Source organism: Aeromicrobium sp. P5_D10 (assembly GCF_054049535.1).
Genome location: NZ_JBFUME010000002.1, coordinates 1 through 22,585, shown reverse-complemented (window position 1 = coordinate 22,585; position 22,585 = coordinate 1). Strand labels below are relative to the sequence as shown.

General features: G+C 63.4%; 17 protein-coding genes. 10 read left to right on the top strand and 7 right to left on the bottom strand.

Going from position 1 to position 22,585, the window contains the following annotated elements; translation table 11 throughout:
• Window positions 1-3 precede the first annotated feature (3 nt).
• Entirely contained in the window at window positions 4-1,326 is a 1,323-nt protein-coding gene (locus tag ACXJKC_RS01780) for an MATE family efflux transporter (protein WP_456694959.1), read from the bottom strand.
• Window positions 1,327-1,766: 440 nt separating this feature from the next.
• Here ACXJKC_RS01780 and dnaB point away from each other — a divergent pair, with 440 nt between their 5' ends.
• Window positions 1,767-3,107, top strand: coding sequence for a replicative DNA helicase (gene dnaB, locus ACXJKC_RS01775; protein ID WP_456695588.1), 1,341 nt, complete (start codon window positions 1,767-1,769; stop codon window positions 3,105-3,107).
• Between the two features lie 8 nt (window positions 3,108-3,115).
• On the opposite strand, the gene ACXJKC_RS01770 is transcribed toward dnaB, so the two are convergent.
• Genes ACXJKC_RS01770 through ACXJKC_RS01760 form a run of 3 tightly spaced genes read right to left on the bottom strand, consistent with a single transcriptional unit; the run spans window position 3,116 to window position 6,669 of the window.
• On the bottom strand, window positions 3,116-3,889 hold the full coding sequence (locus tag ACXJKC_RS01770; protein WP_456694958.1) for a MerR family transcriptional regulator: 774 nt from the start codon (window positions 3,887-3,889) through the stop codon (window positions 3,116-3,118).
• A gap of 18 nt (window positions 3,890-3,907) precedes the next feature.
• Entirely contained in the window at window positions 3,908-5,119 is a 1,212-nt protein-coding gene (locus ACXJKC_RS01765) for an MFS transporter (protein WP_456694957.1), read from the bottom strand.
• A gap of 53 nt (window positions 5,120-5,172) precedes the next feature.
• Window positions 5,173-6,669, bottom strand: coding sequence for a hypothetical protein (locus ACXJKC_RS01760; RefSeq protein WP_456694956.1), 1,497 nt, complete (start codon window positions 6,667-6,669; stop codon window positions 5,173-5,175).
• Window positions 6,670-6,673: 4 nt separating this feature from the next.
• Between ACXJKC_RS01760 and ACXJKC_RS01755 the strand changes: the two genes are divergently transcribed.
• Window positions 6,674-7,339, top strand: a complete 666-nt coding sequence (locus ACXJKC_RS01755; protein ID WP_456694955.1) for a DedA family protein — start codon at window positions 6,674-6,676, stop codon at window positions 7,337-7,339.
• Window positions 7,336-8,010, top strand: a complete 675-nt coding sequence (locus ACXJKC_RS01750; protein ID WP_456694954.1) for a hypothetical protein — start codon at window positions 7,336-7,338, stop codon at window positions 8,008-8,010. The genes ACXJKC_RS01755 and ACXJKC_RS01750 overlap by 4 nt, the downstream gene beginning before the upstream one ends.
• Window positions 8,011-8,022: 12 nt before the next feature.
• Here ACXJKC_RS01750 and ACXJKC_RS01745 read toward each other — a convergent pair whose 3' ends face one another.
• Genes ACXJKC_RS01745 through ACXJKC_RS01735 form a run of 3 tightly spaced genes read right to left on the bottom strand, consistent with a single transcriptional unit; the run spans window position 8,023 to window position 11,206 of the window.
• Complete coding sequence (locus ACXJKC_RS01745) at window positions 8,023-10,023, bottom strand: ABC transporter ATP-binding protein (protein WP_456694953.1); 2,001 nt, start codon at window positions 10,021-10,023, stop codon at window positions 8,023-8,025.
• Window positions 10,024-10,026: 3 nt separating this feature from the next.
• Window positions 10,027-10,335, bottom strand: coding sequence for a YbaY family lipoprotein (locus tag ACXJKC_RS01740; protein WP_456694952.1), 309 nt, complete (start codon window positions 10,333-10,335; stop codon window positions 10,027-10,029).
• 10 nt (window positions 10,336-10,345) lie between these two features.
• On the bottom strand, window positions 10,346-11,206 hold the full coding sequence (locus tag ACXJKC_RS01735; RefSeq protein ID WP_456694951.1) for an SDR family oxidoreductase: 861 nt from the start codon (window positions 11,204-11,206) through the stop codon (window positions 10,346-10,348).
• Between the two features lie 54 nt (window positions 11,207-11,260).
• Between ACXJKC_RS01735 and ACXJKC_RS01730 the strand changes: the two genes are divergently transcribed.
• The 7 genes from ACXJKC_RS01730 to ACXJKC_RS01700 form a co-directional block, all read left to right on the top strand.
• Window positions 11,261-12,244, top strand: coding sequence for an NAD-dependent epimerase/dehydratase family protein (locus ACXJKC_RS01730; protein ID WP_456694950.1), 984 nt, complete (start codon window positions 11,261-11,263; stop codon window positions 12,242-12,244).
• Between the two features lie 241 nt (window positions 12,245-12,485).
• Window positions 12,486-15,287, top strand: a complete 2,802-nt coding sequence (locus ACXJKC_RS01725) for a LamG-like jellyroll fold domain-containing protein (protein WP_456694949.1) — start codon at window positions 12,486-12,488, stop codon at window positions 15,285-15,287.
• The gene (locus ACXJKC_RS01720; protein WP_456694948.1) at window positions 15,275-20,935 is read left to right on the top strand and encodes a DUF6443 domain-containing protein; all 5,661 of its coding nucleotides are present in this window, start codon (window positions 15,275-15,277) and stop codon (window positions 20,933-20,935) included. The genes ACXJKC_RS01725 and ACXJKC_RS01720 overlap by 13 nt, the downstream gene beginning before the upstream one ends.
• 26 nt (window positions 20,936-20,961) lie before the next feature.
• Complete coding sequence (locus ACXJKC_RS01715) at window positions 20,962-21,525, top strand: hypothetical protein (protein WP_456694947.1); 564 nt, start codon at window positions 20,962-20,964, stop codon at window positions 21,523-21,525.
• Window positions 21,522-21,773, top strand: a complete 252-nt coding sequence (locus ACXJKC_RS01710; protein ID WP_456694946.1) for a hypothetical protein — start codon at window positions 21,522-21,524, stop codon at window positions 21,771-21,773. The genes ACXJKC_RS01715 and ACXJKC_RS01710 overlap by 4 nt, the downstream gene beginning before the upstream one ends.
• Entirely contained in the window at window positions 21,770-22,033 is a 264-nt protein-coding gene (locus ACXJKC_RS01705; protein WP_456694945.1) for a hypothetical protein, read from the top strand. Before ACXJKC_RS01710 ends, ACXJKC_RS01705 begins: the two co-directional genes overlap by 4 nt.
• An 18-nt stretch (window positions 22,034-22,051) precedes the next feature.
• Window positions 22,052-22,585: hypothetical protein (locus ACXJKC_RS01700; RefSeq protein ID WP_456694944.1), on the top strand; the 534-nt coding region annotated here is incomplete at its 3' end.

Here is a 22,585-nt window from a genome sequence, read left to right as displayed (position 1 = left end):
ACTTCAGTGTGGCGTGCTGGCGGCACCGAGCACCATCCAGGCGTCCTGACGTTGCCGGTGCCACAGTGTTGCGAGGCGCGCGGCGATGAAGGCGCCGTAGGCGAGCCACAGCCAGGTGAAACCAGCACCGGTCCAACCGACCGCGAGCGCGAGCGGCACGTAGGCGATGAGGACGATCACGCCGGCAGTTGCGAGGTAGACCCCGTCACCGGCGCCGATCAACACGCCGTCGAGCACGAAGACGACACCGGACAACGGCTGGATCGCCGCGACGACGAGCAGCGCCGGGACCAGGGCATCTCGTACTTCGGCGTCGGAGGTGAACAGGTGCGAGATCCATGGCGCTGAGACGGCCAGCGCGACACCGGCGAGCAGGCCGGTCCACAGTCCCCACCGGATCATGCGACGGGTCAGTGATCGCGTCGTGGCCGCATCGCCGGCGCCCAGGGAGTGCCCTGTCAACGTCTGACCGGCGATGGCCACGGCGTCGAGGGCGAACGCCAAGAACAGCACGATGGTGCCCGCGACCTGATGAGCCGCCAGTGAGATATCGCCGAGGTCCGCCGCGACCAGGGTGCCGAGAACTATCGAGGCGCGCAGCGTCGCAGTTCGCACCAACAGTGGAACTCCTTGGCGAGCAGCGTCGATGATCTCGCCGACCTGGGGCCGGGTCGTGGCGCGGGCGCGTCGGGCCCGTCCGACGATCACGGTCACGAGCCATCCGGCGGCCAACCACTGCGCGAGGACCGTGCCGGTGGCGGCCCCGCGGACACCCCAGTCGAAACCGTAGACGAACAGGACATTGAGGAGGACGTTGGCGATATTGGCCGCGATCATGACCCGCAGCGGAGTGCGCAGATCGAGGCTGCCGCGCAGTGCTCCGGTCGCGGCAAGGATCAACAACATCGCGGGGATCGCGAGCGTCGAGACAAGCAAATAGTCCTGGGCGAACACAGCCACCGCTGACGAACTCGACAGCGCGCGGGACAGAATGTCGCTCGTCGCGGCCAGGGCGAGGGCCAGAACGCCGCCCAGGCAGACGGCCAGCCACAGACTGCTGATCGCGAGCGCGTAGGCACCCCGCTCATCGCCGGCACCGTGGTGTCGGGCGACGGTCGCGGTGCTGCCGTACGCAAGGAAGACGCACAACCCCACGACACTGCCGAGGACGACCGATGCGGACGCGAGACCGCCCAGTTCCGGCGTTCCGAGATGACCGATGATCGCGGTGTCGGCGAGCAGCATCAGTGGCTCGGTGATCAACGCGAAGAAGGCCGGTACGGCGACCGCCAGGATCTGCCGGTCGAACGGGTTACGCAGAGCCATGAGGGCCTTCCGAAAGTGACCAGCGGGTGTCGTACGGGCAAAGTGGCGGGTTTTGTCGACAAGTCTATGAACAGGCACCCGTGGATGACCGACTGGCACGAAAAAGTTTGTCTCCACACCGGTAAACGTGTATTTCAGCAGGTCAGAGGCCTGCGGAGGGCAGAAGATTTTTGTTTGTCCACAAGTTCATCCACCGGCTGTGCACACCGCTCTCGGCGTTTTCCACAGCGATGACCAAGTTGCGCACAGGCCCTGTGAGGCTGTGTCTTGGTGAGGGCTGGTGACAGGCATAAGGTGACGGGTCGGCAGTTGTGTCAGTGCCGATGTCTAACGTGAATCGTGACGATGGAAGGTGCTCATCTGTGAGTGTGACGGACCTCTACGAACCGGGTCCCGGCCCGGGCGACAATCCCGGTTCGGGACGAGTTCCGCCACAAGACATGGCAGCCGAACAGAGCGTTCTCGGCGCCATGCTGATCAGCAAGAATGCGATCGATCCGGCCGCCGACATCCTCCAGGGTCGTGACTTCTATCGACCCGCCCACGAGCTGATCTTCGACATCATCACCGACCTGGCCAATCGCGGCGAGCCCGCCGACGCCATCACGGTCGTGGCAGAACTGACCCGTCGCGGCGAGATCGGTCGAGTCGGTGGAGCTCCTTACCTGCACGACCTGGTTCAAGCTGTTCCGATCGCCTCGAATGTCGACTTCTATGCCGAGATCGTCCGCGAAAAGGCTATTCTGCGCCGGCTGGTCGAGGTCGGCCAACGCATCGCCCAGCTCGGACAGGCCGGTGAGGGCGAGGTCGCCGAGATCGTCGATCGCGCCCAGTCCGAGGTGCTCGACGTCGACGGCACGAGCCAGGCCGACGACTACCGACTCGTCTCCGAACTCATGCCGCTCACGATCGATGAGATCGAAGAGATCCAGGGTCGAGACGGCAGCATGTCGGGCGTTCCGTCGGGCTTCCCCGATCTCGACAAGTTCACGACCGGCTTCAAGGCCGGCCAGATGATAGTCGTCGCCGCCCGGCCCGGTGTCGGCAAGTCGACGCTGGGCCTTGACTTCGTACGTTCGGCGGCGATCCGTCACCAGATACCGTGCGCGATCTTCTCGCTCGAAATGACCGGCGCCGAGATCGCGATGCGTATGCTCTCGGCCGAGGCGCGAGTCAGTATCGGGCATATGCGAGGTGGCGGGATGCATCAGCGTGACTGGGATGCCATCACCAAGGCGATGCCGCGGGTCAACAGCGCACCGATCATCATCGACGACAGCCCCAATATGACGATGCCGGAGATCCGTTCCAAGGCCCGGCGGATCAAGAAGCAGCACGGTCTCGGCTTCGTCGTGATCGACTACCTGCAGCTCATGACGTCGGGCAAGAAGGTCGAGAACCGTCAGGTCGAGGTCTCGGAGTTCTCCCGAAATATCAAGCTGTTGGCCAAGGAGATGGAAGTCCCGGTCATCGCGATCAGCCAGCTGAACCGTGGCTCCGAGCAGCGCACCGACAAGACCCCGCAGATCTCCGATCTACGTGAATCCGGCTCGATCGAGCAGGACGCCGATATCGTGCTGCTGCTCAATCGGCCCGACGCGACCGGCGGCGGCGAGTCCGAACGTCCGGGCGAAGCCGACATCATCATCGCGAAAAACCGTTCTGGTCCGACCAATAAGATCGCGGTCAGCTTCCAGGGTCACTACTCGCGGTTCACCCCCATGGCCCGCGATGCCGAGCCGCCGCCGGGCGCTCCGGCCGCAGGCGACTTCTTCGGCTGATCTGCCGGTTACCGATCCAGTACCGGGTGATCGGGCCGGTGCGCTCTGAGCCCTTCCAGGAGCAACTCATTGAGCCGGCTCCAAGCGGGCGTGTCGACCCATTGCGAGTTCAGCAGGTCATTGGCGACCGGGTCGTCGAGGGCGAAGTCGAGTCCCCACGCGGCGCTATTGGCCTGCCAGTTGTCGATCATCCACTGGACCGCGTCGTTGGCCAGACTGTCGAGGTCGGGAGAGTCCGGGGGATGGTCGATGACCTGGAACATGCGGACCATGAGGTCGAGGTAGTCGGGATCTCCGTACATGTGTTCGCCGAACTCTCGGAGCCAGGGATCGAAGCGGTCGGCGTACAGCGCATGAGTCAGCACCCATGAGTCGCGGTAGTGATCGACCCTGGACTGATCGATGTCGGCCGACCGAAGATAGGCCAGATGCCTCGCGATCACATCGGGCAGGGTCAGCGCATCTCCGGCGCGCAGCCGTTGAAGGCGGAGGCGGTCGTCCTTGAGCTGACGGATGCGATGGCGTAGATCAGCGTCGATCTCCTCCAGTGCATCCGAGAACGTGGTGTCGGACGCTCCCAGCAGTTCCTGGATACGGGCCAGCGGTACACCCGCAGACGCCAGGGCCACGATCCGCGACAGGCGGAGCACGTCGTCAGCGCCGTACAAGCGATAGCCGGCAGCGTTGCGCTCGGGTTCGGGCAGCAGACCCAGCTGGTGGTAGAACCGCACGGTCCGTGTCGATATGCCGACGTACGATGCGAGCTCTCCTATGCGCAGCATGCCGACTATCGTGCCTGATCAATCCGGAACCACGACCGGGTCGTGGGACGGCTCGGTCAGATCATGCGCGCCGCGACTCATGACGGCATATGCCGCGACGACCGACCAACCCGCAGCGACCAGGATCGCACCCAGAGCCAGGTCGCCGCCGAGCAGCACGAGGGACATCAAGCCCAGACCGATCGGACCGGCCACCAGACTGCCGGCATTGAGCCAGCCGAGTACGCGCCCGCGTACATCGTCTGGAACCTGCTCGGCGATGTAGACGTTCCAGATCGGGCCGAACAGGCCAGAGCCGATCCCCATCACGACCATGCCCGCGATGATGAGCCAGAAGTCTCCGAGCGGGGCGAACAGCCACATGCCGGCCGACATCGCCAGGATCCCGGCGACGTACGCGGCGCGACGAGAATACTTGGCCAGTACGGCGAACAGCACCGATCCGACCAGGGTGCCGACCGCGAATCCCGACATTGTGAATCCGAGCTGGCCCGGTTCGCCGATCAGGTTGAAATGACCTGGGAGGAGCAGGCTGATCATGGGCGGGGTGACCAGGCTGGCCGAGAACGCGATGATGAGCATCGCGCGCAGGGCAGGCGTTCGCCGGATCAGGTCGAGTCCGCCGCCGGGGGTGGGGACGCCCTGATCGAATGACTGCCCCATGACGGGCACGAGCGCCGTCGCGGCAGCGGCACCTGCCGAGCAGGCGGCGGTGATCCACACGACGTCGATCGGATCCATCGCGCTCAACAAGAGGCCGGCGATACCGGGGCCGGCGAGGAATGCCAGCGAGAAACCGGCCTGGAACAGTCCGGCGACCTTGTCGACGGACGTTCCTGAAACCGACGACACCCCGGCCAGCATGGCTTGGCGGGCGGTCATGCCGGGGACGTCGAAGATCGCGCCCGCTGCGCCCAAGATCATGAACCACGGCACCGACAGACCGACGGTCGAATGGACGATGACGAGACCGAGGACAGCCGATGCGCTGCCGAGGTCGGCGGCCACGGCGACATTGCGCGCGCCGAACCGGTCGATGAGACGTCCACCGGCGAACGTCGCCGGAACGGCTGCGAGACCGGAAGCCGCTGCGATCACACCGGCCGAGGACAGGCTTCCGGTTGTGCTCAGGACGAGCCAGGGCAGGACGATCGAAATGGCCGAGTTGCCGAACAGCGATAGCGAGGCGCCGCCGATGTACAGCGGCACGGCGAGGGGTCTACGTGGCATGGCCCAATCCTGCAACCTTGACGTAGCGTCAAGGTCAAGACGGTGTCAGTGACTCATTGGTACGTGATCAGATCCGGCCGCGGACGGACCGACCGCCAGGTCTGCGGCACCGTCAGCATCGGCTCATCCTCGTCGACGAAGTTCTTCCAGCCCCATCCGGCGACCTGCGGGGCGTCCTGGCGCAGCACCTTCCAGGTGCCCTGTTTTGCGTCCTGGGAACCCGAGCCGTCGACGTGGATCACGGTTGCGAGCTCGGCATGATCCGTGTCGAGCTGGGAGCGCTTCTTGATCATCGACAGCGAGAACTGGTGTACGACGAAAAGCTTCTGGGGCAGCCGCTTCTTACGGGTCAGATCTGCCAGCCAATCGGCGGTGCGATTGATCTCGCTCACGTTGACCGAACCGATTTGGACCAAATGCTTCTGCTTAGGCCTGAGTCGCCACTCGGGGTCGAGGGCGAGGCCGACGTGGGGACGCTCGAGCAGCGCTCGGTAGCGCTTGGCCTGAGTCAGGAAGTCGCTGCGGCCAGGCTGTAGATCCAAGATGACGTAGACGCCGGCCTTCTCGGCGGCGTCGACCAGGGGAGTGAGGGTTCTGAGCGAGGCCTTGGTGGAGTAGTCCTTGTCCTTACCGGGGCCGGCCGATGCCACCGTCGCGATGATCTCGAACGTCGGTACGAACTCGGCTTTGCTGACCCGTCGGTATTTGGCAGCGAGCTGTTCGACCCGCTTGATGGAGGCTCGGACCCCTTGCTCACCGAGCACCCCGAGTTGCGGCGCACCGGGATGTCCGTACATCGCGGTGTAGTGCTTGCCTGGCAGTGCGAGGTATCCACCGGACGGTTGTTCGATGTTGCGTCGGACCACGTCGAGGGCGTACGGGAATCCGCGCACGAACGGTCGACCCAGCGCGATGACCGGACTCCCCGGTCTGTCACGCAATTGCTTGGAGACTTCTGGTGAGGTCCGGGGATCGGCATCGGGAATCTCGATGACCGTGGCACCGGCGATCTCAGCTGTGGCGACGGCGACCGCATTCGCGGTGAGCGATCGCGTCACGACGACGGCGTCCACCTGATGGGCTCGTGCGGGGAGGTTGAGCGCTGCGACGTCGGCGGTGGCACGTTCGGCGTCCACGGGGACCGGTACCGCGCCGGGTACGTCACGGGTCTGACCGAACGTCAGCACGGTGGTGGCCTTGAGTCGAGTGATCTCCGCGCGGGCTGCAGAGTCGTCGACCAGGGCCGGCGCGCCCAAGCTCTTGGCGGTGTGGATCGCGATCTTCTGTGCCGCCGCATCGCGGCCGTCCAGGAGTACTGCGACCGGTGAGCGGGTGAAGAGTCTCGCTGAGATCGCGACCGCGGATTGCGCCGGCGTAGCGGAGTCGATGACGTCGACGGCCTTGGCGGGTGAGTGGACGGCTGGAGCATCGGGTGACTTGGCGGAGTCGGCTTCGCCGTCGCGGCTGGTCACGACGACAACCGCCGCGAGAATCACAGCAGCCAGACAGCCGACCACGACGATGGGATTGATCCTGACGGATACGCTCACTCCCGTGACCTTACTGACCGCACTCACAACCCAGGCCGCCAACGCTCCCGATTCGGGGCTGGCCGGGTGGGCCGTCGACCTGATGGACCGGCTGGGCCTGCTCGGCGCGGCGCTGGCGGTGGGTATGGACAACATCTTTCCGCCGATCCCCAGCGAGCTCATCTTGCCGTTGGCCGGTTTCGCGGCGAGTCAGGGCACGTTCAGCCTGACCGGTGCGCTGATCGCGACAACGCTCGGCTCGGTCATCGGTGCGGTGCTCCTGTACGGCCTCGGCGCGGTGTTCGGTCGTGACCGCGCCGTCACGGTGTTCGAGAAAGTTCCCCTGCTCAAGGTCAGTGACCTAGAGAAGACTGAGGCCTGGTTCGCCAAACATGGCGGCAAGGCTGTGTTCTTCGGCCGTATGGTGCCGATCTTCCGGAGTCTGATCTCCTTGCCGGCTGGCGTGGAGCGGATGAACTTCGGCCTGTTCTTCGTGCTGACCACCCTCGGCAGTCTGATCTGGAATTCGATCTTCGTCATCGCGGGCTACCGACTGGGTGAGAACTGGGACAAGGTCGAGCCCTACGCCGATGTGTTCCAAAAGCTCGTGATCCTGGCGGTGCTGGTCGTCATCGGCGTTTTCGTCTTCGTCCGGGTGCGCGAGCTGCGCCGTCGTCCCGATGCCGCATGACCGTGAGCTGGAAGGCAGTGGTTCTCGCCGTGACGGTAACGGTGTCGGTTGCGGCCTGTAGCTCGTCCGGAGATGAACCCACGAGCGATCCGACCTCGACGGCCTCGAACGAGAAGGTCGATCCCAAGGTCGACGAGTCTGCCGGATGCGCACTGTTGAACGGTTCCGAGCGGGCAGCGCTCCTGGGTAGTGAGCTCGACGCCGTCGTGGGCGCCGATGCCAAAGAAGGTGCTGTGCAGTGTCGATGGTCCAGCGATATGGGATTGATCCAGGTCACGGATCTGGCCGCCGAGGACTGGGCCAAGACCCTGCCTGACATCGTCGCGCAGATGGAACAGACGGCCGACCTGCAGAAGGCCGAGGACAAGGCGCAGCTCGCCGAGGCCAAGAAGCTGTTGGCGGAGGCTGAGTCGTTCACCGGCAAGCAGGCGTGCAGTGCATTTTCGCGGCTCGCGGCGATCGGCGGTGACAAGGCGGGCACAAGTACAACCCTGAATTATCTGCCGATCAGCGAGGACGTCGTCGGCATCTCGTCGCAGACCTGCACGGGTGGACGTCTGACGTCGCTGGTCTTCTCGACGCCAGAACTCAAGCAGTCCAAGAAGTACGAGCGAAGGGTTGCGACCGCGCTCAAGGCCGCGCACAAGCGTGCACTGGCCGCAGCTGCCTGATCGCCGAGGGGTCTACAGCGACACGTCGGCGCGGCGCTCGTCGTCGCGCGGCCGGTCGCAGAACGTCGACCCGTTGACGAACCGCACGCCGTCGGTGAACCGTGCCTCGATCTGGCCGGCGCCGAACTGTTCGACGTACAGACGTGAGTAGAGGCCGCCCAGTTCGAGCAGTTCATCGTGGGTGCCTTGTTCGACGAGGCGGCCGTCCTCCAGCCCGAAGATGACGTCGGCATTGTGGATCGTCGACAACCGGTGCGCGATCGCGATCGTGGTCCGGTTGTGGGTTGCCCGCTCCAGGGCGTCCTGCACGAGTCGTTCGGTCTCGGTGTCGAGTGCCGAGGTGGCCTCGTCGAGGATCAGGATGCGTGGATCCATCAGCAATACCCGCGCGATCGCGAGACGTTGCTTCTCTCCGCCGCTGAGCCGGTAGCCCCGCTCGCCGGTGATGGTCTCGTACCCTTCGGCGAAACTGAGGATCCGGTCATGGATATTGGCATCGCGGGCAGCCTGCTCGATCTCGTCGGCAGTGGCATCGGGTTTGGCGTAGGCGATGTTGTCGCGGATCGAGCCGTGGAACAAGTACGGCTCCTGGGTGACCATGCCGACGGCTTCGGCCACCGAACCCATCGTGAGGTCACGCACATCGGTGCCGTCGATCAGCACGCTTCCCCGATCGACGTCGTAGAACCGCGGCACCAGATAGGTCATGGTTGTCTTACCCGATCCCGACGGGCCGACGATGGCCGCGAGTTGGCCGGGTTTGACGATCAGCGAGATGTCGTCGAGCGCCCATCCGGGTTCTGGCGCCGGCGTGACTCGGTCGATGCGGACACCGGAATCACCGAAGCGATCGTGGTTGACCGTTCCGGTCAGACTGCGGGGTTCGGGGTAGCGGAAGAAGACATTGCGGAACTCGATCTCACCGCGGAGGTTCTCGGCGTCGAGGGCCTGGGCGCCGGGACGTTCGGTGATGGCCGGCTCGAGATCGAGATATTCGAACAGACGACGGAACAGCGCGAGCGAGGTCTGCACGTCGAGCGTGACGCGCATGAGTTGCAGCAGCGGCATCTGCAGCCGGGCCTGCAGCGTCGTGAACGCGACGAGCGTGCCGGCGGTCAGGCCCGTTCCGCCGTCGAGCATGTAGCCCGCGACGAGGTAGATGATCGCCGGGGTGATGGCGAAGAACGTCTGCACCGTGGCGAAGAAGGCGCGGCCGGTCATGGCTTGCTCGACCTGGAGGCGGGTCTGGTTGTGATTGGCCTCGCGGTAGCGGGCCACCTCGGAGTCGGCCCGGTTGAAGACCTTCGACAACAAGATGCCCGAGACGCTGAGTGCCTCCTCGGTGATCGCGGTCATCTCCGACAGCGATTCCTGAGTCTTGCGGGCCAGGCGCTGACGGCGCTTGCCGACCTGCAACTGGATGAACACGAACAGCGGCATGACGACCAGAGTCAGCAGCGTCAGCTGCCACGACAGGATCAGCATCGACACGAACGCCGCCGTGACGGTGACACTGTTCTGCAGGATCGTGGTCGCGGTATCGGTCAGTACAGTCCGCACCCCCGCGACGTCATTGGCCAGACGTGACTGGATCGCGCCGGTCTTGGTCGCAGTGAAGAAGGCGAGTTCCATCTTCTGCAGGTGGGCGAACAAGTCACTGCGCAGATCGGCCATCGCCGAATTGCCGATCGTCGACGTCAGCCAGTTCTGGCCGATGCCGATCAAGGCTGTGACGACCGGTATCACGCACATGCCGGCCACGAGCCAGGCGAGCAGGTGCAGGTCGACGCCCCCGCTCGGCGGGAACAAGGCCTTGTCGAATGCGGCCTTGGTCAGGAACGGGACGATCGAGGTCAGCACGGCGGAGGCCACCACCGCGACCGCGACGAAGATCATCTTGGTCCGGTAGGGCTTCAGCATGTGGGCGATCCGCCCCAGGATCGGCGCGCCACCTGACTTGATCTCGGCGTCGGTCAAATGTGTGACGCCGGATCCGCGATCGCCCCGGGGCACTGGCTAGTCCTCGATCTTGGTGAGGAGCACCTCGACGGTCTCGCCTTCGACTGCCACCAGATCGGTGGTTCCCCATACTCCGACGTCGGAGCGCAGAGCGGCCCAGATGAACAGTTCATCGGGTTTGGCGATGAACTCCGGGTCGGCGTGCAGGGCGAACTCGGTCGGAATGGCATCAGCTGCGACGGCGGTACCGGCGTGCACCTCGCCCTCGGCATCGACCAGCTTGATCGTGGCGATCGCGCCGGGCGGCAGTGCCAGCCGTTCGCGGAAGAAGACATTGCCGGAGACGGTGAGCAGCTCAGATGACATGGTCACAACCCTATGCCCGTTCGGCGATGGCCTCGTCGAACGAGGTGGCGGGTCGTCCGAGGAGACGGCTGACGTCGTCGTCGACATGCTGCAGCTCGCCATCGCGTATCGCGGTGTAGGTACTGATCCAGGCCTCGACCTGCCAGTCGGGTGCGCCGTAGTGTGCGCGACTGGCATGGGCCTCCTCGATCGTCTCGTCGACGAAGGAGAATTGCCGGCCGGTGATGTGGCTCGCGATCGTCGCGATATCTGCCAGAGTCAGCGCTTCTGGACCGGTCAGATCGTAGGTCTGGAAGATGTGATCGCGCGGTTCGGTCAGGACGTGTGCGACAACCGCGCCGACATCACGTTGTGACACGGGGGCGACTCGTCCATTGCCGGCCGGTCCGCGGATGACGCCGTGCTCGTCGGCGAAATCGACCAGAACCTCGGCGTAGAAGTTGTCGCGCAGGAACGTCCAGTCGAGGCCGGACGCTCGAAGGTAGGCCTCGGTCGCTCCGTGATCGCGGGCGAGCGTGAAGCCGGATGTCGCCGAAGCGCCGACGAATGACAGATAGACGACGTGACGTACGCCGGCCTCGACGGCAGCATCGATGAATGAGCGGTGCTGGTCCATCCGCTCGGCGCTCTCGTGGGCCGAAACCATGAAGACCGTGTCGACTCCGACCAGAGCATCGACGCAAGCAGGATCGCCGTAGGCGGCAGTTCGCACGTCGGCACCGGTCACGTGCGGTGCCCGCGCCGGATCGCGCACCAGCAGGCGCACCGGGATCTCGGCGTCAGCGAGCAGATGCGCCGCAACGCCTCCGACAACTCCGGTGGACCCGGTCAACGCGACAACAGTCATGTCAGGCACAACCATGGCGTCCATCAGCGCATTCCGCCGTCATCTTGCTGATTGTGGGGGTTGTGGTTGGTTTGCCCTATGGGTTCTGTTCTGGTTCTGGGCGGCACGTCCTGGCTCGGCGGGCTGATCGCCCACGATGCAGTGGCCCGTGGCCACGACGTCACGTGTCTGGCGCGCGGGGAGTCCGGGCATGCGCCGAGCGCGGCGAGGTTCGTTCGTGCGGATCGTTCTGTGCACGGGGCATATGACGAAGTCCTCGACAAGCGCTGGGACTTCGTCATCGATGTGGCGCGGCAACCCGGCCAGGTCAGGTCGGCTGTTGAGGCGCTCGGAGGTGTCACCTCGCACTGGACGCTCGTGTCGACCGGCTCGGTCTACGCCGATCAGAGTGTCGCGCTCACCGAGGATTCGCCACTTCTGAAGCCGCATACCCACGACGAAGCCGATCCCGAGCACTATGGAGAGGCAAAGGTCGCGTGCGAAGAGGCCGTGGCTACTCTGCGCCGCCACCTGATCGTCCGAGCGGGTCTGATCGGCGGGCCTGGGGATCGGTCCGACCGCCTCGGCTATTACGTGTCGCGGTTCGCGCTCGCAGGCTCTGAACCTGTCCTGGTGCCGGGTGACCGAGCGCAGCCCATGCAAGTCATCGATGTGCGGGACCTCGCTGCTTGGATCCTGCACGCCGCGGAGGCCGGAGCCACCGGTTTCGTCCACGGTGTCGGCGAACCGACGACCGTCGGCGAGCTCGTGCGGTTGTCCGCAGAAGCCGCCGGTTACACCGGCCGCCTGGTCGAGGCCGATCCGGGCTGGCTGCGATCACATGGCATCGAGGAGTGGATGGGACCGCGCTCCCTGCCGTTGTGGCTCCCGTTCAGCCATCGTGGGATGGGCATGATGGACGACCGGCGCGCCCTTGAGTGGGGCCTTGAACGTCGGCCGCTCACGTCGACCCTGCGGGACACGCTCGTCGAAGAGCGCACCCGCGGGCTCGAGCGCGAGCGCAAGGCGGGTCTTTCGAGGCACGACGAGCTCCAACTGATTGCGCAGCTGCCCCGAAACTGATTCCGTGAGCTTCTCGGAGTTCGTCATATCGCGGACAAATGGCTGTCCAACCTGAGAGTATTCCAAGTGTTGTTCAGGCTCGGCGGTCAGCCGATGCCAAGAATTCCGATCTTGGTTGCACTCACGGGGCGACGTACGGGGCGGATCGATCCTGAGAGTTGCCGTGTCATCTGAACATCGGTCCATGCACAAATCCGTTCGACCAGCGAGCGATCAACAGGCCTCTCTCAGGAGACTCGTCGTGGTCATCGTCATGGGTGCGTTGCTGTTGGTGATCCTGCCTGCCGCCGGCAGATCGCCGCGACTCGATCTGGGTGTTCTCCCAGAGACCGCAAAAGCACAGGCCACGGGCAAGCCGGTCGAGGTCGTCGGTGAACGTACGACGACTGAGACGGTGTGGGCCAACCCGGACGGATACTTCCGCCGTGAGATATCGACGGTGCCGGTTCGGGCCCGAGTCGGAAAAGCCTGGGTGCCAATCGACCTTGACCTGACACGTGGATCCGACGGCAAAGTGCGGCCGAAGGCCCCTCCAGAGCCGACGGCCCTGTCCGGCGGCGGTGACACCGCGCTGTTGGTGACGCAGGTCGGTGGCGTCCAGATCTCGACGGATTGGCCTGAGAAACTGCCGGCGCCTGTGCTTGACGGTGCTACTGCGACGTATGCGGATGTCTTCCCAGACGTGGACCTGCGAATGACGGTGACCGACGCAGGGACCTCGCAAATCCTCGTGGTGAAGAATCGCCAAGCCGCGCGGAATCCTGCCCTGCGCCGGATTGTGTTGGATACGGACGTGGATGGGGGCATTCTGCGGTCGTCTAATGGTGGGTTTGCCATTGTGGACGCCAAGGGGCGCGAAGTCGGTGCGGCGCCCCAGCCTTTGATGTGGGACTCGAAGAAGTCCCCAGCCGCACGTGACGCGAACAAGGTGGCCGAGGGCGCGTCTGCATCTGTGTTTGAGGGTCCTTCAGAAAGTGATGACGTCACGGCGGTCCGCACCACTGTGAGTAGGAAGTCGGTGGTTCTGCGGCCAGAGGTCGAGGCGTTGACCGGGCCAGACGTGTCGTATCCGGTTTTCATCGATCCGCAGATTTCGCCGTCCACAGTCGACTGGACCGGGATCCGCAAGGAGAATCCCACGGCCTCCTACTACAAGTGGACTTACGCGAGTCTCCATGCGGGATTTCAAGGCACTCAGTTGCAGCGCCTGTTTTGGCGGTTCAGTACCTCGTCATTGGCTGGTGCCACGATCAGGAGGGCAACCTTTGTTGGCCGCCTGAAGGGCACTCACGCCTGCGCACCTCACGGAATGCAGTTGTGGCGCACATCGGTCATCAGTTCGACCACGACGTGGAACAACCAGCCGTCGTGGTCGTCCCACCTCGACACGAACACTGATCAAGCTGCGGGGGGATGCGGCCTCTACGGACGACGGTCGGAGTTCGCAGTCACGAGTGCCGTCGCTTCTGTTGCGGCGGCGCCGTACAGTTCCGTGACATTCGGCATGCGGGCGCATACGGAGACCAGTGATGAGAGCGCGAAGTGGTTCGATCACGAGGCGACGCTCAACGTGATCTACAAATTCCCGCCAGACGTGCCGACCAATCTCCACCTTGCCGATCCCACCTTGGCGTGTGGAACCTCGCCCGTGCCCACGATCGGCGGCGTGAAGCCGCGTCTGAGCACCTACCTGACCAGCCCGGACTACGACAATCTGAAGGTGCAGTTCTACGCCTACTCCGGATCGACAGTCAGCGGCTCACCAATTTGGGCGGAGACGGTTTCAGCGGCCGGCTCGCACGGTTCGCGATTCACGTCCGCGACTCGTGTGGAGAAGCCTGACGGTACATTGCCGAACGGCACTTACACGTGGCAAGTCAGAGCCGTCGACCCCGACCCGGACTACACCGATCTTTCGACGGATTGGGTCACTTGCACCTTCAAGGTCGACGGGAGTTTGGTAGGACCGCCGGGCATCATCGTGCCGGGAGGCGCAGCGTGGAGCATCGACGCGGCTCCCGTTGCGGTGACGCTCGATCCCACGGCCAACGTCAATGACCCGACTCCGTCGTCGTTCGCGTACTACCGATGGTCAGTGAATTCACAGACCCCGACATCGACGGCCATCGTCCCGACTACCACCGACAGGCGGGCCACGATCGCTGTCACCCCCACGAAGACGGGACCGAACGTTATTCGAGTGTGGGCCTACAACACGGCTGGCAGTGTCAGCGAGTCGACGGCGTATAAGTTCGAGCCTCAAGGCGGCGGAGAGGGGTACTCGGCTCAGTACCTTTTCGATGAGGGCAATGGAACAACCTCGGTCGATCAGGCGGGTGCCCACGACTTGTCGGGCATGACCGAGGTGTGGACCAAGCGCGGCGGGTATCGTGCAGATGGTTCTCTTCCGAGTGCGAACAAGGATGACTATCTGGTCCGCCTCGCTGGTTCTGAGCCGGCACCGCCGCGAAGTGCTGGTCCAGTGGTCGCGACCAACGAGAGCTTCACGGTGTCGGCATGGGTGCGGCCGGATGAGGTCGCCGATCGTGTCGCAGTCAGTCAGGGCACGGCTGCCCAGAGCAATTTCACTCTGGGGACGTCGACTGCGTGCACCTCTCCGGTTGCCGGCTGTTACCGGTTTGGGGTTCGCAACTCGGCGGGCGCGATGATCTACGTCGAGTCAAGCCGAACTGTGGCAGAGGACTTGGCGGTCGCGCCGCCCGCTAAGCCCCGGATGGTGCACCTGGTGGGTGATGTCTCGAAGAGCGGCGTGATCCGTCTGCGTGTCATGGTCGACGGCGTCGTCACGGAGAGCCGAGCAACTTCGACGGCTCCTTCCCAAGTCAGCGACGGACCACTTCTGATCGGGGGTGCTCGATCGGCGTCAGCGTACGCACAGAAATGGAAGGGCGACCTCGACAACATCATGCTCAAGCAGGGCTTGCTGGATGACGTTGCTTTGGTGCAGCTTCATACCAGCGACGGTGGCCGCTGCTACGCCGACGACCGTATCGATCAAGGACCGACATCGTGCGCAAACTGACGTTCAGCTCGAACCGGACGGCCCCAAGGGTCGCTCTGGTTGCCGCCCTCGGCACCGTATTGACGGCAGGGATGCTGACTGCCTCGCCGTCGGTCGCCGCCTCTGCAGGCACGCCGGACGTCGACCAAACGGCGTCGGTGAAGGTGACAAAGTCTGCCGCCAAGGCAGCACAGCAGGATCTGGCCGTAACAGACACAGACCGGTTACCGAAACCTGATTGGCCGGCAGCAGGCGAGACCACCGAGCTCGCTGTCTCCGATGAGTTCGCCGAGGACGACGAGATCGCGGTGCGATCATCGGACCCCGAGACTGCCCCGGCTACGGTGACCGTGGAGTCGCTGGGCAAGTTGGCGCCGAAAAATGTGACCGGCCAGGGTCCGGTGTACACCGTCACGCCGGCGGCTCAGTCGCAAGCGCCTGGAGTGACAGAAGCCCCGGTGCAGCCGCAGAGTTCTGCTGAATCTTTGCAGGATGACGAGGAAGCAGAGACCCCGCCAACCGAGGTGCCCGTAGACCCGCCGTCGGAAGAGCCTGCGGAGACGCCGACCATGCCGACCGCCGATCTGGAGATCCAGCTCGGATATCAGGATTTTGAGGGAGCCTTCGGCGGAAACTGGGCCAGTCGACTATCGGCTGTCAAGCTCGATGACTGTGTGACCGTAGACGATGAGCTGAGTTGCACGAAGACGACGCCGTTGGAGTCCACCAACGATTCCGAAGCCAAGACGGTGACGGCTGTGCTCCCCGCCGGGTCTTACAACGTCGGCGCGGTGACGATGGCTCTGGTGGCGGGCGATTCAGGTGACCAGGGTAGCTACAGCGCGTCTCCGCTGGCGGCAAACTCTTCCTGGTCCTCCGGCGGACAGTCCGGTGACTTCACGTGGAACTATCCGTTGGCTGTTCCGCCCGGGGCAGGTGGCCCGACCCCTGAGCTGTCGGTCAACTACTCGTCAGGTTCGGTGGATGGACGCACCGAATCGACGAACAACCAGGCTTCGGTGATCGGTGAAGGGTTCAGCTTCAACGACAACTTCATCGAACGTAGTTATGTGCGATGTGGGGATGACGAATCTCCGGAGAACACCCAGCCCAAGAATGACCTGTGTTGGCACGATGACGATCTGACGATCGTGCTCAACGGCAAATCGAGCCGGCTCATCAGAAAGGCCAACAACAGCTGGCGGATGCAGAGTGATGACGGCACTCGGATCGTCCGTGATCATGGCGCGGCAGGTGACAACCGCGACAACGACAGCGAGTACTTCATCGCCACTACGACCGATGGCACGAAGTACCACTTCGGCATCAACAGGGTCCCGTTCTCGGGACGAACGACCGATTCGGTGTCGTTCGTTCAGGTGTTCGGCAACAATCCCGGAGAGCCGTGCCGGGGGTCGACGTTCCACACCTCCCGCTGCCAGCAGGGCTGGCGCTGGTCACTCGACTACGTCGAAGACGTCAACGGCAACACCATGACGTACTTCTACGAGCAGGAGGAGAATCGCTATGGGGCGGAGGACGAGTCGTATCAATCCCTTTATGCGCGGGGCTCGCGGCTCGATCGCATCGAATACGGCACCCGAACCCAGCCTGTGTCCACGGCTCCGGCCATCGTGACGTTCGACTACGAGCAGAGATGTATCCCGACCGAGGCTGAGAATTGCGCCCCAGGCCACTTGAGTGAGGAGACTGCGCGTTCGTGGCCAGACGTCCCGTATGACCGGATCTGCACAATAGCTTCGACGGTGTGCGCCAATCGGCCGTCGCCGACATTCTTCACCAACTTCCGTATGACGAAGGTGACCACGTCAGTTCTCAGCAGTACGGGAACATCCCCTGTCTATCGCCCAGTGAATTCATGGGATTTCGAACAGAAGTTCCCGCAGTCGGGAGACGACACCGACCGTACTTTGTGGCTCTCGACGATCCAGCAGACCGGCAGGGCGCCAAACGGAAGTGCGATCGTCCTGCCTGAGATTGTCTTCTCCGGCGAGCAGATGGAGAGCCGTGTCGACGGCACAGGCGACGGTGTCGCCGCATTCGTGAAGTGGCGAGTCAAGACGATCCGCAATGGACTCGGAGGTGTCACAGCGGTCAACTACTCGGCCAGGGCCTGCTCGCTGACGAATCGGCCGGGAGTGTATGAGCTGGACGAGAACACGCACCGGTGTTTTCCGAGCTACTACCAGCCCAAGTACGCAACCGCGCCTCGACTGGAGTTCTTCAACAAGTATCGGGTTGACAGCATCGTGGAGTCGGATCAGACGGGTGGAGCACCGCCGATTACGACCACCTACACGTACGTCGGTGATCCCGCTTGGCGCTTCGACAGCTCTTACCTCACTTTGTGGAAACATCGCACGTGGTCAGACTGGCGCGGCTATCAAAAGGTCATCACCGAAGTTGGGGGGCGATCGGGCTACTCGGATGACCGCACCTGGTCGGAGACACTGTATTTGCGAGGCATGGACGGAGATCGGATCGCAGACGCTGACGGCACGATAAATCCCAACGCTCGCAAGGTGGTGACTATCACCGATGGATCAAACAGTCCGGCCATCAGCGACAAGAACATCTTTCTCGGTGTGGCTCGTCGCACAACAACCAGGACCACGTCGGGCGGCGGTATTGTCTCGATTGATGTCACTACTCCTACGTTCAGACAGACCGCTGACGGAGGGGACTACCACGCGAACATCCGACTGACGGGTGAAACCGAGTTCAGGACTGCGCTCAAGAGTGGCGGATTCCGGGTTACCCGCACCACCAACACTTTCGACGCCGAAGGCCGTCAGACTCGGGCCTTCGACGAGGGTGACGTGAGCGATGCGTCCGACGATCGATGCACGGATCGCGTCTACGCGACGCCGACCACGGGTTCGACGGCTTGGTTGATGGCAGCGGTGGAGCGGGAGACCACCTACGCGACGACCTCGTCGGCGTGCGCCCAACCTACGAACGCTGACGCGGTGATCAGCGCGACCGAGACATACTTCGACGGCGCAAGCAGCACGTCAGCAGTCCCCACACGTGGACTCGCCACGACATCGCGCTCGATGGACGGCTTCGACAGTGGCGTGACCTATCAGACCGATGCGGTCACGACCTACGACGCCAGTGGACGTCCCTTGACGGTGACCGATGCGGTCGGCACGAAGTCCAGCACGGTCTATGGAAGCACCTTCGGGATACCTACGACGATCACCACGACGGCCGATTCTGGTGAAGGGGGTCTGGCGCACAAGACGACCCAGACACTCAATCGCGAGTGGGGATCGGTCGACAAGTCTGTCGACGTGAGCGGTCGGACCACGGAATTCGCCCGCGACGCGCTGGGTCGAGTGACCAATGTGTGGGCACCTGGCCGTGATCGGGCGACGAAGACTCCCACCTCCAAGTACAGCTACTTCATGTCTGCCACGGCGCCCAACCGGATCACGACCCAAACGCTCGGCACCGACAACGGCTACATCAAGTCGGTGCAGTTCTTCGACGGTCTCGTCCGACCGAGGCAGACTCAGTCACCCGCAGCCAATCCGACCGGGGGTCGGTTGATCACCGAGACGCGGTATGACGCTCAGGGTCGAGTCGAGTCAGAGCGCGGGCCATACTTCAACACTGCCGCCGTGGACGAAACACTCGTCACAGCCATGACCAATGGCATCCCGCGTTACACCAACTTCGAGTTCGACCCGATTTCTCGTCGCACGACTGCGATTCTCATGTCGGGTAGCAAGGAGATCTCGCGCACTGAGACCACGCAGGAGGGGGACCGGGTCCACGTCAAACCGCCGACCGGTGGGACGGCCACGACGACGATCAGTGATGCTCACGGCCGGACCACGGCGCTGCGCCAGTACACCACGGGCGATCCGCTCCAATCGGGAGCAGCGTTCGACGAGACGACCTACGCATACACGCTGGCTGGACAACTCAAGACGGTCACGAATGTCGACGGAACAAAGTGGTCGTACCGCTACGACGCTCGTGGACGCCGAATCGAGGCAGTCGATCCTGACAAGGGAGCTACCCAGACGACATTCGACGCCCTGGGGCGAACTGTCACGACGACGGACGCGGAGGGCCACAGCTTGTGGACCGGCTACGACCGGCTCAGTCGCAAGACCGAACTGCGCGATGGCGACGAAAACGGCAACCTAAGGGCAAAGTGGACGTATGACTCTGTTCTCAAGGGCATGCCGTCGGCATCGACCCGGATTGTGGGATCAGACGAGTACACGACGTCGACTACGGCGTACGACAGCGAAGGTCGTCCGGCGGCGACGAGGCTCCAACTGCCGGAATCGGCGTCGGGCTTGTACCGGGCCGGCGGGTACGTCACGAAGCTGTCGTATTACGACAATGGCTTGCTCAAGCAGGTTGAACAGCCATCGACCAGCGGCACCGGCGTCGTCAACGAGAATCTGAACTACACCTACGACAATCTTGGCAACGTCAAGACGCTCACAGGTGCTGGGGCTCTTGTGGCCGGAACGACCTACACGCCGTTCGGTGAACTGGCGCAGCGTGCCTTGGGGTCGACGGTCGGAAAGACTGTGTACGACAGCCGAGAGTATGACGAGGCGACACGGCGGCTCACCCGCCAGTCGGTAGCGCTTCAACCGTCGGCAGCGACCACTCAGCTCGACCTGCGCTACGGCTACGACAAAGCTGACAACATCATCAGTCTCGATGACCTTTCCGACTCTGCCCCGCTCAAGCAGTGCTTCAGCTATGACCACCTGAGACGCCTTGAGCAGGCGTGGTCGACTGGCAGCAGCGATTGCCAGGCACCCTCGGAAACTTCGTTGGGGACCGAGAATCCGTACTGGGATCAGTACAGCTACGACAAATCAGGCAACCGTACCCAGTGGATCCAGAAGACCGGCACGGGTTCGGGTGTCTCATCCACGACGCATGTGTCGACCTATCCAGATCCGCAATCACTGACGGCGGCGCCGCATGCCCCAACGAAGGTGGAGTCGACGGGCACTGTGGATCAGACCGAATTGTTCGAGTACGACAGCACCGGCAACACGACTGAGCGTTCGACCGGTGCTGGCGGACAGCTCATCGTCTGGGACCGTGAGGGTCGCCAGAAGTCGGTGGAGGACAAGGCAACGCATGAGACCACCACCTACATCTACGACGCCGACGGCAACCGGCTGCTCAAGAGTGATTCAGCTGCTGACTCGATCACGGCGTATGTGGGAGCCAGCGAGTACACCAGCACGGGCGGCGTGCTGAGTCTGGTCCGCAACTACAGTCTCGGTGGGGAGCCAGTTGCCAGCAGGAGTGGTTCTGGTCTGACGGTGATGATCGGAGATCGCAACAATTCTGGTCAGCTCGCGATCAATGGTGCGACGTTGTCGGTTCAGAAGCGTCGGTTCACTCCGTTTGGTTTGGAGCTTAAGTCGGCTGCGGGGCCGTGGCCCAATGGTCGTGGTTATCTCGATAAGACGATGGATGTCTCGACGGGTACAACTCATCTGGAGGCTCGCGAGTACGACCCGAAGCTTGGCAGGTTCTTGTCGGTTAGATGGATTGGGTCAATCCGGGCACGGGACAGCGTGATCCTCATGCGTACAACCCGGTCGATCCGTTGGGTAGGCCCAAACCTAAGCCACCAGTTCCTAAGGTTCCGGTAGGCAAGTTCAAAGACATTGTGGGAGCTGTGGCGTCGGTTGCTACGGGTGCTGCTGACCTCGTTGCCAACGGTGTTCAGGGGCGTACGCCGTTCAGTAGTGATTACAACCCCTACTCGACCAATTGGATGATCAAGCAGTTCGACTTGGATCCGCTCTCGTTCCTATGGAGCGTGATGGACGCAGGCATGCTTCTTACGTCACTTGGTACGCTTTCTGCGACCAAGGCCGGAACAGCTGCCGGCGCCGCAAGATCCGGGTCAGCCGGTGTTGCCGCAAAGACCGTTGATGAGGCCGGCGCTCTCGTCAGGTACGACCCCGCGGCGGCATCGCGAAACCTGCTCGGCCAGGTCGGAGAGGGGTACGCGCGCACGCCTTCTGGCTACACGGTGAGTGCTCACGCGGCCGAGCGAATTGTCTATGGGGCCCCTGGCCGGTCGCCGACAACACTGAGCCGGGTCGACGACATCCTCAAAAATCCGACGAGGACGATGATGCGACCGAACGGAACGGTCCGCGTCTACCAAGGAAAGGACTGGGTCGCCGTCCGAGACAACGGGCAGATGCACATTGTGACGGTGATGGTCCGATGACCGGCGTCGCACCAGAGGTCGCCGAGGCCGCCCGTCGCATCCTTGACGGAGACGACTCCGGTCTTGCAGCTGCTGCACTCGAACAAGAGCTTCACGCTCATCATCCATACGAAGAAGAGTTCGAGGACCTCTTGGAGGCTCTTGCCCTCTACGCACCATCAATGGCAAGTCCGTACACCGACCATTCGCAACTCTGCGCTGCGATTCAGCAGTCGCCGATCTCGGATGCGTTAGGCGGGTCCTCGTGAGGCGAGCTCTGTCACTTGCGATCGGATTGCTGCTGGTCTGGCTCGGATTCCTGCCAGCAGCCTCCATCGCAGCTATGCCGATGGCGCACGCCGCTGCCGCCTTCGTCTACGACGACCTCGGCCACGCTGGCGTCGACTTCGAACCAGCGTCGGAGCGGGGTCCTCCGGCGGCGTACGGCCTTCCCGTCTCGCACCGCGCCGTCAGCGATTGGTCGGACGGCGCGTCCGCGCGCCTGGAATCCGCTGCGACGTTGACCTAGACCACCTACGACCCCACCGTGCAGCTTGCGCAGGTCGACAGCGGTGGCGGTATAACCCGGACGGCCACTGGAGGCCGCGAGGCAGTGCCCCGTCCGCTTCCGGTCCCGGGCGTTGCCGCAACGTACGGCGATGAGCTGGCTGAGATCGCCGCCAGAGCCTGCTCTTTCTCCGGAGCAACATTGGTTCTGATGGCCGACGGGACCAAGAGGCCCATCGACCAGATCGAGGTCGGCGACGAGGTCATCGCGACCGACCCCGAGACCGGCGAACAAGCCGCCAAGTGGGTCGAGCACGTCTTCGTCCACGACGACAACCTGACCGACCTGAACAATGATCCTGTTACGCGAAGTGATCCGTCCGGACTRTGGSYKASYGSYGGARGYTGGACGAGTCATCCAGATSAGATGGATTGGGTCAATCCGGGCACGGGACAGCGTGATCCTCATGCGTACAACCCGGTCGATCCGTTGGGTAGGCCCAAACCTAAGCCACCAGTTCCTAAGGTTCCGGTAGGCAAGTTCAAAGACATTGTGGGAGCTGTGGCGTCGGTT

Coding starts and splice junctions, on each gene's coding strand:
- ACXJKC_RS01780 (WP_456694959.1), bottom strand. CDS start 1,326: ATGGCTCTGCGTAACCCGTTCGACCGGCAGATCCTGGCGGTCGCCGTA.
- dnaB (WP_456695588.1), top strand. CDS start 1,767: ATGGCAGCCGAACAGAGCGTTCTCGGCGCCATGCTGATCAGCAAGAAT.
- ACXJKC_RS01770 (WP_456694958.1), bottom strand. CDS start 3,889: ATGCTGCGCATAGGAGAGCTCGCATCGTACGTCGGCATATCGACACGG.
- ACXJKC_RS01765 (WP_456694957.1), bottom strand. CDS start 5,119: ATGCCACGTAGACCCCTCGCCGTGCCGCTGTACATCGGCGGCGCCTCG.
- ACXJKC_RS01750 (WP_456694954.1), top strand. CDS start 7,336: ATGACCGTGAGCTGGAAGGCAGTGGTTCTCGCCGTGACGGTAACGGTG.
- ACXJKC_RS01740 (WP_456694952.1), bottom strand. CDS start 10,335: ATGTCATCTGAGCTGCTCACCGTCTCCGGCAATGTCTTCTTCCGCGAA.
- ACXJKC_RS01735 (WP_456694951.1), bottom strand. CDS start 11,206: ATGGACGCCATGGTTGTGCCTGACATGACTGTTGTCGCGTTGACCGGG.
- ACXJKC_RS01730 (WP_456694950.1), top strand. CDS start 11,261: ATGGGTTCTGTTCTGGTTCTGGGCGGCACGTCCTGGCTCGGCGGGCTG.
- ACXJKC_RS01710 (WP_456694946.1), top strand. CDS start 21,522: ATGACCGGCGTCGCACCAGAGGTCGCCGAGGCCGCCCGTCGCATCCTT.